Consider the following 16,154-nt stretch of genomic DNA (forward strand, 5'->3'; position numbering starts at 1 on the left):
GACCGGATGCCGGGTGCGGACTGATCGTTATTGGTACCAGATCATCGACTTGAGTTGCGCCGTCCGCGCCCGCGTCAGGCTCGTCCGGCAAGACGCCGTCGTCATGCCCTGCGCCGACCCGCCGGCATATTGCCCACCCTCGATCACGCACTGCGTGTCGCGGAACTTGAGCCACGCGCGCTGGCTCTCGAGCAGCGCCGCCGCATAGCCGAACCCGCCGCCGCGCGACGTGTCCTGCGCGTCACGCCCCTTCATGTACGCGTAGGTCCGCTTCCACTGCGCGGTCATCGCGGCATCGGCGGCCGTGTAGCTCGACCCGGCAGTGCGGTTCATATCCGCCTGAGTCTGGACCGGGGCCGCGGCAGCGATCAGCAGCGCGATCAGCAGCATGTCTTTTCCTTCCGCATCGGTTCCTCGCCGACCATCGGGACGAGCCCGAGCTTGGCCAGCAATGCGGCGTCCTTGTCGTCCCCGGCATTGCCCGTGGTCAGCAACTTGTCGCCGGTGAAGATCGAATTCGCGCCCGCCATGAAGCACAAGGCCTGCGTCGCCTCGGACATGCTCTCGCGCCCCGCCGACAGCCGCACCATGCTCAGCGGCATCGTAACGCGCGCGACCGCGACGGTGCGGACGAACTCGATGTCGTCGATCTTGGCGAGTGGCGTATCCGCGAGCATGTTGCCGAGCACCGTGCCCTTGACTGGCACCAGCGCATTGACCGGCACGCTCTCGGGGTGACGCGGCAAGGTGGCGAGCGCATGGATGAAGCCGACGCGATCCCCGCGCGTCTCGCCCATCCCGACGATCCCGCCGCAGCACACGTTGATCCCCGCCTCGCGCACGTGCTCGAGCGTGTCGAGCCGGTCCTGGAAGGTGCGCGTGGTGATGACCTCGGCGTATTTCTCGGGCGAGGTATCGATGTTATGGTTGTAATAATCGAGGCCCGCATCGGCGAGCTGCTTTGCCTGGTGCGGCTCCAGCATCCCGAGCGTCATGCAGGTTTCCATCCCCATCTGGCGGACGCCCTGCACCATCTCGATGATCGCGGGCATGTCCTTGTCCTTGGGATTGCGCCACGCCGCGCCCATGCAGAAGCGCTGGCTACCGGCATCGCGCGCCTGGGCGGCGGATTGCAGGACGGCGCGCACGTCCATCAGCTTGGAGGCCTTGAGCTCGGTGTCGGCGCTCGCGGACTGGTTGCAATAGCCGCAATCCTCCGGGCAGCCGCCGGTCTTGATCGACAGGAGCGTGCACAGCTGCACCTGCCCCGCGGCGTGATGCGCGCGGTGCGTGGTCTGCGCACGGAACATCAGTTCGTCAAACGGAAGGTCGAACAAGGCGGCGATTTCCGCGCGCGTCCAGTCGTTCCGGGTCCGCCCCTCCCCTTCAGGGGAGGGGATGGGGGTGGGGGACGTCTCACCGAGCCCGACGTCGGTTGAGTCCGCTGCACGGCCCCACCCCAACCCCTCCCCTGAAGGGGAGGGGCTATGCGTTGTGATCACGTTCATTCCACACCATCCTCAACCGGGGGCATATTATGCCCCAGCAATCGCAACACTTCGCCCGCCGCCTCGACCAGATTGGTCCCGGGCCCGAAAATCCCCTGCACGCCCGCGTCGCGCAGCACCTGATAATCCTGCGCGGGGATCACCCCGCCCGCGATCACCTTGATGTCGCCGCGCCCCGCCTCGCGCAAATGCCCGATCAGCTCGGGGATCAACGTCTTGTGCCCCGCCGCGAGCGACGACGCACCCACCACGTCGACATCGCGCGCGATCGCGAGTTCGGCGGCTTCGGCAGGCGTTTGGAACAGCGGCCCCGGCACGACCTCGAACCCGAGATCGCCGAACGCGGACGACACGAGGTTCGCGCCACGGTCATGCCCGTCCTGCCCCATCTTGGCGACGAGCATCCGGGGCTTGCGCCCGTTGCGCGTTTCCAGAGAAACGACGCCTTCCTTCAGCCCCTGCCACGCCGCGTCGAACTCATGCGCGCCGCCGTAGATGCCCGACACCGGCGTCGGCACGGTGTCATACCGCCCGAACACATCCTCCATCGCGGAGGAAATCTCGCCAAGCGTCGCGCGCTGCCGCGCACACTCGACCGCGAGCGCGAGGAGATTCGTTTCCATTCCTCCCCCAACGGGGGAGGGGGACCGCCCGGCTTCTTCAGCCGGGTGGTGGAGGGGTTCTGCCGCAGGCGCTGCGCCCGGATCGCCCCCTCCACCGTTCGCTGAATGCCCACGGTCCCCCTCCTCCGCCATGGCGGGGGAGGATTTGCGCGCACCCTCGCGCAACGCGTCCAACGCCGTCTGGCACTTCGCCTCGTCCCGCCCGGCCTTCGACCGCGCAATCCTCGCAATCTGCGCCTCGCGCACCGCGACGTTGTCGACGTCGAGAATGTCGATCGGGTCCTGCTCGGCGAGCTTGTACTTGTTGACGCCGACGATGACGTCCTCGCCCTTGTCGACCCGCGCGGCACGGCCCGCAGAGGCTTCCTCGATCATCGCCTTGGGCCAGCCCGCCGCGACCGCCTGTGCCATTCCGCCCTCGGCCTCGACGCGCTGGATGATCTCCCACGCCTTGTCGACCAGCTCCTCGGTCAGGCTCTCGATATAGTATGAGCCGCCGAGCGGATCGACGACCTTGGTCATCCCCGTCTCTTCCTGCAGCACGATCTGCGTGTTGCGCGCGATCCGGGCGGAGAAGTCGGTCGGCAGCGCGATCGCCTCGTCGAGCGCGTTGGTGTGGAGGCTTTGCGTGCCGCCCAACATCGCCGCCATCGCCTCGACCGTGGTGCGGATCACGTTGTTATACGGGTCCTGCTCGGTCAGCGACACACCGCTCGTCTGGCAATGCGTCCGCAGCATCTTGGACCGCTCGTCCTTCGCGCCAAGATCGGTCATCACGCGGTGCCACAGCTTCCGCGCCGCGCGCAGCTTCGCAATTTCCATGAAGAAGTTCATGCCGATCGCGAAGAAGAAGCTCAGCCGCCCGGCGAACGCATCAAGATCGAGCCCGGAGGCCATCGCCGCCTTGGCATATTCGCGCCCGTCCGCGATCGTGAACGCCAGCTCCTGAAGCTGCGTCGCCCCCGCTTCCTGCATGTGATAGCCGGAGATCGAGATCGAGTTGAACTTCGGCATGTGCGCCGACGTATACCCGATGATGTCCGAGATGATCCGCATCGAAGGCGCCGGCGGGTAGATATAGGTGTTGCGGACCATGAACTCCTTGAGGATGTCGTTCTGGATGGTCCCGTCGAGCAGATGCTGCGGCACCCCCTGCTCCTCGCCCGCGACGATGAAGAAGGCGAGGATCGGGATCACCGCGCCGTTCATCGTCATGCTGACCGACATCTTGTCGAGCGGGATCCCGTCGAACAGGATCTTCATGTCGTCGATCGTGTCGATCGCGACCCCCGCCTTGCCGACATCGCCGGTCACGCGTGGATGGTCGCTGTCATAGCCGCGGTGCGTCGCCAGATCGAACGCGACCGACAGGCCCTTCTGCCCCGCCGCAAGATTGCGCCGGTAGAAGGCGTTGGACGCTTCCGCAGTCGAGAACCCCGCGTACTGCCGGATCGTCCACGGCCGCCCCGCATACATCGACGCGCGCACGCCGCGCGTGAACGGCGCGAAACCGGGGAGGCCGGGGTCGATGTCCGCCACGTCCGCCGCGGTGTAGAGCGGCTTGACGTCGATCCCTTCGGGGGTGTGCCAGGTCAGGTCCTTGCCCTTGACCTCCTTGGCGGCGGCGGCGGCCCAGGCATCCAGCGTCGGACGCGTGCTCGGCTCGGGAAGGTCGCGTGGGGCCGGCGTGCTCCCGGCGTCCTCACCCGTATTGGTTTCAATCTCTACCATCAGGTTCCTGTGAACCGTGGCTTTCGTTTCTGCAAGAAGGCCATGCCGCCTTCCATCGAATCGGCGGTGCCGCGAACGTGCCGCTGGTTCTCCGCCTCCTGCAGCATCGCGGCGGCGTAATCCGCCTCATAGGCATGGCGGATCTGGCGGCGGATCAGCCCCATCGCGACGGTCGGCCCGGCGGAGAGCCGTTCCGCCAATGCGATCGCTTCCGCATCGAGCGAGTCGTCGGCGACGACCTTGTGTATCATCCCCCAGTCGAGCGCCTTGGCGGCGGGAACACGCTCGCCGAGCAGCATCATCTCGGTCGCGCGCGCCCGGCCAATGAGCCGCGGGAGCATCCACGATGCGCCGCCATCGGGAACGAGACCGATGTTGACGAACGCCTGGAGGAAATAGGCGGTCTCGCTCGCGACGCAGAAGTCGGCGGCGAGCGCGAGGCTGCACCCGATCCCCGCGGCAGGCCCACGCACCGCGCTGACGACGGGAACGGACAGGTCCGCGATCGCCGCGATCGTCGGGTTATACGCCTCGGTCAGCGCCTTGAAGGTGCTGTTGCCCGGGTTGTCGCTGCCGAGCGCCCCGCCGCCGACGTCCGCCCCCGAGCAGAACCCCCGCCCCGCTGCCGCGATCAGCACCGCACGCGCGCCGTCGAGCGTGGCGAGCGCGTCGCGCAGGTCGTCGAACATCTGCGGCGGCGCGGCGTTGAGCCGGTCGGGGCGATTGAGCGTGACGATCAGCACGTCGCCGCGCCGCTCGGTCTGGATCATGGGGTCGGGCATCACTTGGTCCTTGGAAACTGCTTCGGAACGATGGGCGTCTTTTCGAACGGTGCCACCCTGGCGAGGGCATAGCCTCTGCGAAACATACTTGTTCTCCCGCGAAGGCGGGAGTCCAGGAGTCGCGAGAACCGCAAGCCGTTGTTCTGCTTGGCCCTGGGTTCCCGCCTTCGCGGGAAAACAGCCAACGTGGGGTGCGTGAATCGGCTTTCGCTGAGGTCTGGCGAAAGGCGGGCGCTCGATACCGCACCGAACGATTGCTGGCGACTGCGCTCTCTTGCCACGACCATTGCTATTGAACGGAGCCACCCCGGCGAAGGCCGGGGCCCAATAGCGCACCGTGAAGTTGCTGGCGACTGCGCTTGCTTGCCGCAACCATCGCTATTGGGCCCCGGCCTTCGCCCGGGTGGCGGGGTGTGATGATGGGGCCCCTCACCCCGCCGCCGCAAGCGCCGCCAGCAACAGCAACGCGACGATATTCGTGATCTTGATCATCGGGTTCACCGCAGGCCCCGCGGTATCCTTATACGGATCCCCCACCGTATCCCCCGTCACCGCCGCCTTGTGCGCCTCGGACCCCTTGCCACCATAATTCCCATCCTCGATGAACTTCTTGGCATTGTCCCACGCGCCCCCGCCCGAGGTCATCGAGATCGCAACGAACAACCCCGACACGATCACCCCGAGCAACATCGCGCCCAAGGCAGCAAACCCCTCGGCCTGCCCCGCGACGAAGGTGATCACGAAATACACCAGGATCGGTGACAGCACCGGGAGCAGCGACGGCACGATCATCTCGCGAATCGCCGCGCGCGTCACGAGATCGACCGTCCGCGCATAATCGGGCCGGCTGGTGCCGAGCATGATCCCCGGATTGTCGCGGAACTGCGCGCGGACTTCCTCGACGACAGCGCCCGCCGCACGCCCGACCGCGGTCATCCCCATCGCGCCGAACAGATACGGCAGCAACGCGCCGAGCAGCAGTCCGACGATGACGTACGGGTTGGACAAAGCGAAATTGACCGTGAGCGTCGGGAAATCGCGCGCCAGATCGGACGTATAGGCATTGAACAACACCAGCGCAGCCAAAGCCGCCGACCCGATCGCATAGCCCTTGGTCACCGCCTTGGTGGTATTGCCGACCGCGTCCAGCGCGTCGGTGCGATGCCGCACGTCGTCGGGCAGCCCCGCCATCTCGGCGATGCCCCCCGCATTGTCGGTCACCGGCCCATAAGCGTCGAGCGCGACGACCATCCCCGCCTGCGCGAGCATCGCAGTCGCGGCAAACGCAATCCCGATCACCCCCGCCAATTGATACGCCGCGATCACCGCGACGACGATGACGAGCGTCGGCAGCGCGGTCGATTCGAGGCTGATCGCGAGCCCCTGGATCACGTTGGTGCCATGCCCCGTCTCGGATGCCTTGGCGATCGAGCGGACCGGGCGGAAGTTGGTGCCGGTGTAATATTCGGTGATCCACACCAGCAGACCGGTCACCGCAAGCCCGATCATCATGCACCAGAACAATTGCATCCCGGTAAAGCTCGTCGCCGCCATTCCCGCGATCGCCTCGGGCGTCGCGCCATCGAGGAAGGCATTCCCCCCGATCCGCGCGCCCATGTCGCCGAGCGTATAGCTGGTCACGAAGTAGATCGCCGGGATCGACAGGCCGACGCTCAGCCAGAAGCCCTTGTACAGCGCCCCCATGATCGTGCCGTTCCCCAGCCGCACCGCATAGGTGCCGAGGATCGAGGTCAGGATGCACACCCCGCCGACGATCAGCGGCAGCGTCATCACGCTCAGCAAATGGTCCGCATTCTTGAGCGCGAGCGCGACCGAGATCATCGTCACGCCGATCGTGACGACATAGGTCTCGAACAGATCCGCCGCCATCCCCGCGCAATCGCCGACATTGTCGCCGACGTTGTCCGCGATGGTGGCGGGGTTGCGCGGGTCGTCCTCGGGGATCCCCGCCTCCACCTTGCCGACCAGATCCGCGCCGACGTCCGCCGCCTTGGTGAAGATGCCGCCGCCGAGCCGCGCGAAGATCGAGATGAGCGATGCGCCGAACGCCAGCGCGGTCAGCGCCTTGACCACCACCGGCGCGCCCGCGTCGGCACCGTTCGGCCCTGCAAGATACAGGAACGTCCCCGAGATCGACAGCAACCCCAGCCCCGCGACGAGCAACCCCGTCACCGCACCCGAGCGGAACGCCATCGTCAGCCCGCCCTGGAGCGACGTCCGCGCGGCCTCGGCGGTCCGCACGTTGGCGCGGACCGAGATGTTCATGCCGACATACCCCGCCACGCCCGACAGCACCGCGCCCAGCGCGAAGCTCAGCGCCGACACCGGCGTGCGCATTCCATCGAGGAAAACCCACACCAGCAGCAGGACGATGACGCCGACAATTGCGATCGTGCGATATTGCCGCCCGAGATAGGCCTTCGCCCCCTCCTGGATCGCGGCGGCGATATCCTGCATCTTGTCGTTGCCCGCGGGCGCGCGGAGCACCTGCTGGCTGGTGATCGCGCCGTAGGCGACGGCGATCAGGCCACAGATGATGGCGGCATAGACGATCGTCATGCTGTTCCTTTCCTGAGTCCGGCAAGGATCGCGACACGCGGTCTCGTCCCCGCTCTTGGTCGTCATCCTACAGGTGGAGGATGGGTTGGCAAGCGGGGGCGGCGCCTACCGGTTGTGCTGGAAGCCGAGATTGCCGGGAAGCGGAACCGCCTCGCCCGCGTCGATCAGCGTCAGCCCCGCGCCCGCCGCAAACCGGCCGACGCGCGTCGCGGCACACGGCAGCATGACGTCGGGCGCGGCGGCGAACAGGAGTTGGTAATCGTCCCCCGCGGTCGCCGCCGCGATCCGCGCCGCGCGATCCTCCCCCGCGAAGCCGCGATAGGCGTCGGACAGCGGAATATCGGCGAGGTCGAGCGTGACCGACAGCCCGCTGGCCGCCGCCATTCGCTGCGCATCGATCAGCAAGCCGTCGGACACGTCCATCATCGCGCTCACGACGCTCGCCAGTGCGCGTCCTTCGGCGAGGCGAGGCTGCGGGCGGCGGTACGCGGCGAGCAGGTCGGCGGGGCCCGCCTCCCCCTGCGCGATCGTCAGCCCCGCGCCCGCATCGCCGATCGTCCCGGTGACATAGAGCGCATCCCCCGCGCGCGCACCCGTGCGGATCGGCGCGGTTGTGGTCGAGCCGATCGCGGTGAGGGTGATGACACGCGGCGCGTGCGCCGGGAGCGATACGGTATCGCCGCCGAGCAGCGGGGCGCTGAAGGTGGTAAGCGCGTGGCCGAAGCCTTGGAGAAAAGCAGCGTCCCAGCTTTCCCCAATCCCCCCTTCCCGCTTCCCCCCTTCTTCCTTCCCCGGCGAAGGCCGGGGCCCAGTCGAGATGGCCGATGTAACGTCTGGCTGGCCTTCGCCATCATCGTCCCGCGACTGGGCCCCGGCCTTCGCCGGGGAAGCGAAGGAAGAAGGGGAAGAAGACGCCCGCAGCGGATAGTTGAGCATCACCCCCAACGGCACCGCCCCCTTTGCCGCCAGATCCGACAGGTTCGTCGCCACCAGCTTCCACGCCACATCCCCCGCCGGATCGTCGGAAAGATAATGCACCCCCTCCACCAGCGTATCGGTGGTGAGCACCAGATCCCCCAACCGCGCCGCATCGTCGCGCAGGTCGAGCGCGCCGGGATGGAGCGGGAGGCGGCGCAGGCAGGCGAGGAATTCGGCTTCGGTCATCGCCGCGACGGTAGGCAAGTTGGCGCAGGAGTAAACGCCGCGCTCACTCCTCGCGCTTCGCTCCGTCGAGCAGCCGCGCCTGGCGTTCGGCATCTGCCGCGGCGGAGTCGCGCTCGGCCCTGGTCCGTCCGAACGCCACGCGGTTGGCGGCAGCACCTGCGGCGGCGGCATCGCGCGCGCGGGCCTTGCGGGCGCGGCGGAGGTTGATGACCTCCGCCATGCTCAGCCGCGCACGTCCTTGGCGATCGCGTCGAGCAGCCCGTTGACGAACCCCGACTCGCGCTTGTCGAAGAAGGCGTGCGCGACATCGACATATTCGGTGATGACCGCGCCGGTCGGTACGTCCGCGCGCGCGAGCAGTTCATAGGTCCCCGCGCGCAGGATCGCGCGCATCGCCTTGTCGAGCCGCGCGAGGTTCCACCCGCTTGCGAGCTTGCCCGCGATCGCGGTGTCGATCTCGGACAGCCGCGCGCTGGTGCCCTTCACCACGTCGTCGAAGAAATCGACCTCGGGCTCGGCATATTCGGCATCCTCGATCGTCGCGCCGAGGCGGTGGTTGTGGAATTCGTGGAGCAGCACCGGGATCGCGGTCGCTTCCATGTCGTGCTGGTACAGCGCCTGGACGGCGGCAAGGCGAGCGGCGGCGCGCGCCTTGGAGCGCGGGGCGGTGCGGGGGGTAAGGTGGGAAGACATTGCGCGGCCCTTAGGGGAAAATGCGGCGCACGGGAAGCTGGGGCGATCCTTCTTAGCCCCTCCCCCTCGGGGGAGGGGTTGGGGTGGGGAAGTCCAGCAGGACTTCGCTCTCTGCGAGGCACTGCCCCACCCCAAACCCCTCCCCTGAAGGGGAGGGGCTTTAGAATAGGACGCCCTCCCCTGAAGGGGAGGGCTAAGAGACTAAAGCCGCAACGCCACCGACCTAGCATGCGCCGGCAACCCCTCGGCCTCCGCCAGCGCCACCGCCGCCGGCCCGATCGCCGCCAACCCTTGCGCCCCAAGCTCCAGGAAGCTCGTCCGCTTCATGAAATCGAGCACCGACAACCCACTCGAGAACCGCGCCCGCCGCCCGGTCGGAAGCACATGGTTCGGCCCAGCAACATAATCCCCGATCGCCTCGGGCGTATGCCGCCCCATGAACACCGACCCGGCATGACGCACCCGGTCGAACAACGCCTGCGGGTCATCGCACGCCAGCTCCAGATGCTCGGGCGCAAGCCGGTCCACCAGCGGCAACGCCTCCTCGAGGCTCGCGGTCACGATGATCGCGCCATTCGCATCCCACGCCGCGCGCGCGACCTTGGACGTCGCAAGCGTCCCGATCTGCAGATCCACCTCCTCCGCCACCGCACGCGCGAAGGCGGCATCGTCGGTGAACAGGATCGACTGGCTCGTCGGGTCATGCTCGCTTTGCGACAGAAGGTCGGCCGCGATCCAGTCCGCCCGGTTCTTCCCGTCCGCAACGACGACGATTTCTGACGGCCCCGCGACCATGTCGATCCCGACCACGCCGTACAATTGCCGCTTGGCCTCCGCGACCCAGGCGTTCCCCGGCCCCGTCACGACATCGACCGCGCCGATCCGCCCGGTGCCATAAGCGAGCGCCGCCACCGCCTGCGCGCCGCCGATCCGCCACATCTCGTCGACGCCAGCGACATGCGCGGCGGCGAGCACCAGCGGGTTGACCTCGCCCTTGGGGGTCGGCGTGACCATCACCAGCCGGTCGACGCCCGCGACCTTGGCGGGAATCGCGTTCATCAGCACCGAAGACGGATAGGCCGCGCGCCCGCCGGGCACATACAGCCCCGCCGCCGCCACCGCATTCCACCGCGCGCCGAGCCGCACACCCGCCTCATCGGTCGTGTCGCTGTCGGCGGGCTTCTGCTTCTCGTGATAGGTCCGGATCCGCGCCGCCGCGAGATCGAGCGCATCGCGTAATTCGGGGGTCAGCGCCTCATAGGCAGCGAGCCACTCGGCACGTTCGATCCGCCAGCCGGTTTCGTTGAGATCATGCTGGTCGAACTTGCGCGTGAACGCGTGGAGCGCGGCATCGCCTTCGTCGCGGACGCTGGAGACGATCGTGCGGACATCGCGCGCGACATCGGCGTCGGCTTCGCGGCGGGCGTTGACGAGGGTCTCGAACGCCCGGTCGAAGCCGGGCTCGGAGGTGGAGAGACGGATCATGCCAGACTCCCCTCCCCTTCAGGGGAAGGGCTGGGGGTGGGGCAGTGCAGAATTCCGATGCTGTGTTGGCTGGACGGCCCCACCCCAACCCCTCCCCTGAAGGGGAGGGGCTTAAGAAGAGAAATCGTCTTCACGCCGCCATCTCCTGCGAAACCGCCCGCCGAAACGCCTCGACAAGCGGCACGATCTGCCCCCGCGTCTTGAACGCCGCGCGATTGACGATCAGCCGACTGGTAACCTCGCAGATCACCGCCACCTCGACCAACCCGTTCTCTTTGAGCGTCCGCCCCGAAGACACCAGATCGACGATCCGCGGCGCGAGCCCCAGCAAGGGTGCCAGCTCCATCGCCCCGTTCAACTTGACGCACTCCGCCGACACGCCGCGCGCCGCAAAATGCGCCTCGGTAACATGCGGATATTTGGTCGCGATACGCACATGGCTCCACCCGCGCGGGTCGTCATGCGCCGCCAGATCCGCAGGTTCCGCGACCGACAAACGGCAATGCCCGATCCCGAGATCGACTGGCGCGTACAGCTCCGAATAATCGAACTCCGCCAGCACGTCCGACCCGACGATCCCCAATTGCGCCGCGCCATGCGCGACGAAGGTCGCGACATCGAACGCGCGCACCCGGATCAGGTCGATCCCGGGGTTGTTGGTGGTGAAGCGCAACGCGCGCGACTCCGGGTCGCTGAACGCGGCTTCGGGAACGATTCCGGCGCGTTCCAGCAACGGAACCGCTTCGGACAGGATCCGCCCCTTGGGGACGGCGATGATGATCGGATCGGCCATATGGGTCGGGGCTTTACTTGGGCGGGGGGGTGGGCGCAACAACACCCGGAGCTGCGCCAAACGCCGCGTCAAAAGGATTGGTTCAATGGCCGACGAACAGACCAACCGCGGCGCCTTCCTGATCCAGCAGCAGTATTGCGACCGCAACGCCGCGCCGATCTATGCCCGGATGTGCGCGGCGGTGGCGGCGGGCGTGACGCGGGACAGCGCGATCGGCGCGCGCGTGCTCGACTGGCCGAGCGAACCGACCCGCGACGCGCTGCCGTTGCGGCTGTTCGGCGGCCTTCATGCGCTGGTGCTGGCAGGGGCGGATGCAGGGCTCGCGGAGGTGTACGCGGGGCGCGTCACCGATCCGGGCGCGATCAGCGCGACCCTTGAGCGCGTGTTCGCCGACCATGCGGCGGCGCTGCTCCCGTGGCTCGATGGGCCGCCCCAGACCAACGAGCCGGGGCGCTCGGGCGCACTGATGCTCGGGCTGATCGCGCTCGCGCAACGGCACGGGCCGCGGATCGAGCTGCTCGAGATCGGGTCGAGCGCCGGGCTCAACCTGCTGATCGACCGCTACCGCTTCGATCTCGGCGGGACCGCTTATGGCCCGGCGGACTCGCCCGTGACGATCCGGCCCGCGTGGCAGGGCGCCCCTGCCCCGTCGGTCCCGCTCGACATCGTGTCGGTGCGCGGCTGCGACATCAACCCGATGGACGCGACAGATCCGGCGGTCGCTGCGCGGCTTGCGGCCTTTGTCTGGCCGGAGACGCCCGAACGACTCGCGCGGGTGCGCACCGCGATCGCGATGCTCGGGGAACGCGGAGTCGATCTGGTCCGCGCGGATGCCGCCGACTGGGTCGAGGCGCAGCTCGCCGAACCGCAGGCGGCAGGGGTGACGCGCGTGCTGATGCATTCGGTCGTGTGGCAATATCTGCCCGAGGCTGTCGCGGCGCGCATCCGCGCGGCGATGGCGGCGGCGGGGGCGCGGGCGACGGCGGAACGCCCGCTCGGCTGGGTGATGATGGAGCCGGACCGTTCGCTCGGGCACCAACTGATTCGCGCGCGCAGCTGGCCGGGGGATGGCGCTTGGGAGACGGTCGCAACCGCGCACGCGCATGGGAGCTGGGTGGATAGCGGCGGGGGAATTGGGGATGCGCCGCTGGTGGCGTTGCCGGAGGGTGCCAGGGTCGCGGTGTAAATTTCTGCCCCCCTTCCCCTTCCGCTTTCTTCCCCTTTCTTCTTCCCCGGCGAAGGCCGGGGCCCAGTAGCGGAACGATATTTGGGGATCGCTACGCGCGGTAACAAAAACCTTCGCTACTGGGCCCCGGCCTTCGCCGGGGAAGCGTGTTATTGGGGAAGCACGCGCCGCCGAATTCAGCTATCCCCCAACCACCCCCGGATCGCGTCAACCACCGCAGGCGCATTCTCCCACGGCACGAAATGCCCCGCATCCACGTGCCGCACCGTCAGATCCGGCACGAGCACGTCCAGCCCCTCCAACTGGCTCGGCAGCAACGCCGCGTCCTTCATGCCCCAGATCACCAGCGTCGGTTGCCGCACCGGCGGGAACGCCGCGTCGAGGAACGCCGGGCGCTCGGGCGTCTCGTCCATCGCGGGCACGATGATCGCACTCGCGCGATACCAGTTGAGCATCGCGGTCAGTGCGCCGGGCTGGCTCCACTGGTCGAGATAGACCGGTTTCTCGTCCGCAATCTTGTCGAAATCGGTGTGCTTCAGGAAGCTGCCGTCGAAGAACGCCGACAGGCCGATGCTGTCGATATGCTGTTCGAGATCGGGATTGCGGAAGGCGCGGATATACTGGCTCGCCTCGCGCTGCGCCATGTCGTCGAAAAGCGTCTTCTGGAAGACGAAGGGGTGCGGTGCGTTGATGATGACGAGGCGCGTGATCCGGCCGGGGTTCTGCAACGCCGCCATCCACGCGATCGCGCCGCCCCAGTCGTGCCCGACGAGCGTGAACTGGGCGATCCCGAAATGGTCGGCGAGCGCGAGCAGGTCGGCGACGATCTTGTCGGGCGTATAATCGCTGACCGCCGCCGGCTTGGACGACCGCGCGAACCCGCGCTGGTCGGGTGCGATCACGAAATGGTCGCGCGCCAGCTCGGGCATGACCTCACGCCAGGTGCGATGCGATTCGGGGAAGCCGTGGAGCAGGATGACCGGCGGGTTGGCTGGGTCGCCCGCGGTGGCGACGTCGAGCGTCACGCCGGTGGGCAGGTCGATCCGGTGCAGGTCATCAGCCATTGTCTCTCTCCCTTTTATTTTTTTCTAAGCCCCTCCCCTTCAGGGGAGGGGTTGGGGGTGGGGAAGTCCAGCAGAACTTAGCTCTCTGCGAGGCACTGCCCCACCCCAAACCCCTCCCCTGAAGGGGAGGGGCTTAAGCAGACTTACGGATAACTCACCGTCTTCGGCACCGCCGGGATCGGGATCCACTCCTTCTCGTCCCCGGGCACCCGCGCGAATTCGCCCGCGGTCCAGGCGCGCTTGGCCTCGTCGATCCGGTCGCGGCGCGACGAGACGAAATTCCACCACACATGCCGCGGCGTCGTGAACGCCTCACCCCCGCACAGCGTGACGCGCCCGCCATCTGCCGAACGAAGCGTCGCCGCGATGCCGGGGCGCAGCACATAGAGCATCATCGGCTCGAGCCGCATCCCGTCGAGGCTCGCCTCCCCCATCGCGACGTAGAGCGCGCGTTCGTCGGCGGCGGCATCGATCGGGACCGACCCGCCCGGCGCGAGCAGGATGTCCGCATAGATCGTGCTGGCATAGGTCGTGGTCGGGGCGGTCGCGCCCCACAGGTTCCCCATCACCACCCGCGCCTGTGCCCCCGGCGTCTCCACGGTCGGCAACCGATCGCGCGCGACATGCTCGAACGCCGGGTCCATCTCCTCGTCCTTTTCGGGAAGCGCGATCCATGTCTGGATCCCGGAAAGCTCCGGCCCATGCGCGCGCTCGGCCGTGGGAGAACGCTCGCTGTGGACGATCCCGTGCCCGGCGGTCATCAGATTGACCGCGCCGGGCTCGATCGTCGCGAGGCTCCCGATCGAATCGCGATGGTCGATCGCGCCCGCGAACAGGTACGTCACTGTAGCGAGGTTGATATGCGGATGCGGGCGGACGTCGATTCCCTCGCCCACGCTCAGCACCGCGGGGCCCATCTGGTCGAAGAAGATGAACGGCCCGACCATCGTGCGTGGCCGCGACGGCAGCGTGCGATGCACCTTGAATCCCCCGAGGTCGTGCGTCACCGGGGTGATCGTCTGGAGGATCAGATCGTCATTGGTCACAGGTCAGGCTCCAGAGCCGCGAGGATCTCGCCGAGATCGCCAGGAAAATAGGGTTCGTCGAGCGCCGAGAGCTCGGCGGGCGTGAACCAGCGCCAGCGCGTCATCACGCGCTGTTCGAGCGCGGTGTGGCCGGCGGTGTCGATCGCATCCGCGTCGGTCCGCACATGGAAATAGCGTTCGTCCGCGCTCACCGGCACGCCCTCGATCGTGATGAACTCGACGTCGCGTTGCAACACTTCGGGGCCGGGGTCGGCATGGATCCCGGTTTCCTCGATCAGCTCGCGCCGCGCCGCGGTCGCATAATCTTCGCCTGGGTCGAGCGCGCCGCCGGGGGTGCACCAGAAGGGCGGGCGGTCGTCGGGGTCGAAGCGGAACAGCAGCACGCGGTCGGCCGCGTCGCGCAACAGGATCCGCGCCGCCGGGCGCAGCGCGCGCGCAATGCCCTCGCCGCTCATTCGCCGTCCAGCTCGGGATAATGGCGGAAGATGCCCTCGGTCGAGAACGGCAGGCGGCGCTCGCTCTTGAGATAGGCGCGGATCCCCGGCAATTCGGCGACCTGATCGTGGATCGCGATCACGCGCGGATAATCGCCCTCGATCGTCGCCATCCGCTTGGGGAACATGTAGCGCAGCCCCTCGACCAGCTGGAACAGCGACGTGTCGGCGTAGGTCCAGCGATGGTCGACCAGCCAGTCCCCCTTGTGCGACGCAGCGGCCTGTTCGAAGTGCCGGAAGAATTTCGGCATCCGCTCGTCGCGAAACGCATCGGCCGCGCCCAGGGCGGCGGTCTTCTGGTCTTCGTAATAGGCCATCATGTCGACCGGATGGTGGACGTCGTGGACCTCGGCGATCATGTCGGACATCGTCAGCTGCAGCTGGTTGAGCCACAACCGGTCCGCCATGTTCGACGGCGCAATCTGATGCCGCTCGCCGAGATACAGCAGGATGTTGGCGACCTGCCCGATCACCATCCCGTCGAGCTCGAGATAGGGCGGCGCGAACGACCCGCGCTTCGCGGCGTGCTTTTCGAGATTGGCGACCAGCGCCTCGACCCCCTGGTCTCGCGCGCAATCGACATAGTCGATCCCGGCGGCTTCCATCGGCAACCGGATGAATTCACCGCGTCCCTGGATACTCGGCCAATACCACAGCCCGTAGCGCAACGTCATTCTCCCGGCGCCGTTGCGCGGATCGCAAGGGCGTGGATGCGATCCCGCAGCAGATCCGCCAGCGCCTGGTTGACCAGCCGCTGCCGCTGCACCCGGGAGACGCCGGTAAAGGCGGGCGCCTCGATCGTCACCGAGAAGTGCGATTCGCCCGTACCGTCGTCCCCCATGTGCCCGGCATGCTGCGCGCTGTCGTTGCTGACGTCGAGACGCGTCGGGGAAAGCGCTGAATTCAGGCGGTTCTCGATCTCGAAGACGAGCGGAATGGCGGGGGCGGCTGTGCTGGAAGGTTCGATCATCGCGCCTATATAGGGCGCTTTTGCATCCTCAGGGA

At 67.6% G+C, this 16,154-nt stretch carries 16 protein-coding genes; 1 reads left to right on the forward strand and 15 read right to left on the reverse strand.

The annotated features are described in order from the left end of the window. Window positions 1-27 precede the first annotated feature (27 nt). From L8G49_RS04210 to hisG, 10 genes are all read right to left on the reverse strand, one after another. Complete coding sequence (locus L8G49_RS04210; protein WP_242182645.1) at window positions 28-390, reverse strand: lysozyme inhibitor LprI family protein; 363 nt, start codon at window positions 388-390, stop codon at window positions 28-30. Continuing rightward, the gene (gene bioB / locus L8G49_RS04215; RefSeq protein WP_242182647.1) at window positions 381-1,508 is read right to left on the reverse strand and encodes a biotin synthase BioB; all 1,128 of its coding nucleotides are present in this window, start codon (window positions 1,506-1,508) and stop codon (window positions 381-383) included. Before bioB ends, L8G49_RS04210 begins: the two co-directional genes overlap by 10 nt. Next, entirely contained in the window at window positions 1,505-3,862 is a 2,358-nt protein-coding gene (gene scpA, locus L8G49_RS04220; protein ID WP_242182649.1) for a methylmalonyl-CoA mutase, read from the reverse strand. The genes bioB and scpA overlap by 4 nt, the downstream gene beginning before the upstream one ends. Further along, window positions 3,862-4,644, reverse strand: coding sequence for an enoyl-CoA hydratase-related protein (locus tag L8G49_RS04225; RefSeq protein WP_242182651.1), 783 nt, complete (start codon window positions 4,642-4,644; stop codon window positions 3,862-3,864). Before L8G49_RS04225 ends, scpA begins: the two co-directional genes overlap by 1 nt. A gap of 429 nt (window positions 4,645-5,073) precedes the next feature. Further along, entirely contained in the window at window positions 5,074-7,224 is a 2,151-nt protein-coding gene (locus L8G49_RS04230) for a sodium-translocating pyrophosphatase (RefSeq protein WP_242182653.1), read from the reverse strand. Window positions 7,225-7,329: 105 nt separating this feature from the next. Further along, entirely contained in the window at window positions 7,330-8,388 is a 1,059-nt protein-coding gene (locus L8G49_RS04235) for a thiamine-phosphate kinase (protein ID WP_242182655.1), read from the reverse strand. A gap of 43 nt (window positions 8,389-8,431) precedes the next feature. Then, window positions 8,432-8,608 (reverse strand): DUF4169 family protein, encoded by a 177-nt coding sequence (locus L8G49_RS04240; protein ID WP_242182657.1) that lies wholly within the window; start codon window positions 8,606-8,608, stop codon window positions 8,432-8,434. Window positions 8,609-8,610: 2 nt separating this feature from the next. Beyond that, window positions 8,611-9,081 (reverse strand): transcription antitermination factor NusB, encoded by a 471-nt coding sequence (gene nusB / locus L8G49_RS04245; protein ID WP_242182659.1) that lies wholly within the window; start codon window positions 9,079-9,081, stop codon window positions 8,611-8,613. 201 nt (window positions 9,082-9,282) lie between these two features. Next, window positions 9,283-10,566, reverse strand: coding sequence for a histidinol dehydrogenase (gene hisD, locus L8G49_RS04250; RefSeq protein ID WP_242182661.1), 1,284 nt, complete (start codon window positions 10,564-10,566; stop codon window positions 9,283-9,285). A gap of 130 nt (window positions 10,567-10,696) precedes the next feature. Next, window positions 10,697-11,359 (reverse strand): ATP phosphoribosyltransferase, encoded by a 663-nt coding sequence (hisG, locus tag L8G49_RS04255; RefSeq protein WP_242182663.1) that lies wholly within the window; start codon window positions 11,357-11,359, stop codon window positions 10,697-10,699. Window positions 11,360-11,444: 85 nt separating this feature from the next. Here hisG and L8G49_RS04260 point away from each other — a divergent pair, with 85 nt between their 5' ends. Next, window positions 11,445-12,545, forward strand: coding sequence for a DUF2332 domain-containing protein (locus L8G49_RS04260; protein ID WP_242182665.1), 1,101 nt, complete (start codon window positions 11,445-11,447; stop codon window positions 12,543-12,545). A 176-nt stretch (window positions 12,546-12,721) separates the two neighbouring features. On the opposite strand, the gene L8G49_RS04265 is transcribed toward L8G49_RS04260, so the two are convergent. From L8G49_RS04265 to L8G49_RS04285, 5 genes are all read right to left on the reverse strand, one after another. Next, on the reverse strand, window positions 12,722-13,609 hold the full coding sequence (locus L8G49_RS04265) for an alpha/beta hydrolase (RefSeq protein ID WP_242182667.1): 888 nt from the start codon (window positions 13,607-13,609) through the stop codon (window positions 12,722-12,724). Between the two features lie 143 nt (window positions 13,610-13,752). Next, a complete protein-coding gene (locus tag L8G49_RS04270) occupies window positions 13,753-14,655 on the reverse strand; it encodes a pirin family protein (protein WP_242182668.1) in 903 nt (300 codons plus the stop codon). After that, window positions 14,652-15,110 carry an NUDIX domain-containing protein gene (locus L8G49_RS04275; protein WP_242182671.1) on the reverse strand — a complete coding sequence of 153 codons (459 nt, stop codon included), beginning with the start codon at window positions 15,108-15,110 and terminating at the stop codon, window positions 14,652-14,654. Before L8G49_RS04275 ends, L8G49_RS04270 begins: the two co-directional genes overlap by 4 nt. Further along, entirely contained in the window at window positions 15,107-15,823 is a 717-nt protein-coding gene (locus L8G49_RS04280) for a glutathione S-transferase (RefSeq protein WP_242182673.1), read from the reverse strand. The genes L8G49_RS04275 and L8G49_RS04280 overlap by 4 nt, the downstream gene beginning before the upstream one ends. Next, the gene (locus L8G49_RS04285) at window positions 15,820-16,119 is read right to left on the reverse strand and encodes a BolA family protein (protein ID WP_242182675.1); all 300 of its coding nucleotides are present in this window, start codon (window positions 16,117-16,119) and stop codon (window positions 15,820-15,822) included. Before L8G49_RS04285 ends, L8G49_RS04280 begins: the two co-directional genes overlap by 4 nt. Between the last annotated feature and the right edge of the window lie 35 nt (window positions 16,120-16,154).

Source organism: Sphingomonas sp. CARO-RG-8B-R24-01 (assembly GCF_022662295.1).
Lineage (GTDB): Bacteria > Pseudomonadota > Alphaproteobacteria > Sphingomonadales > Sphingomonadaceae > Sphingomonas.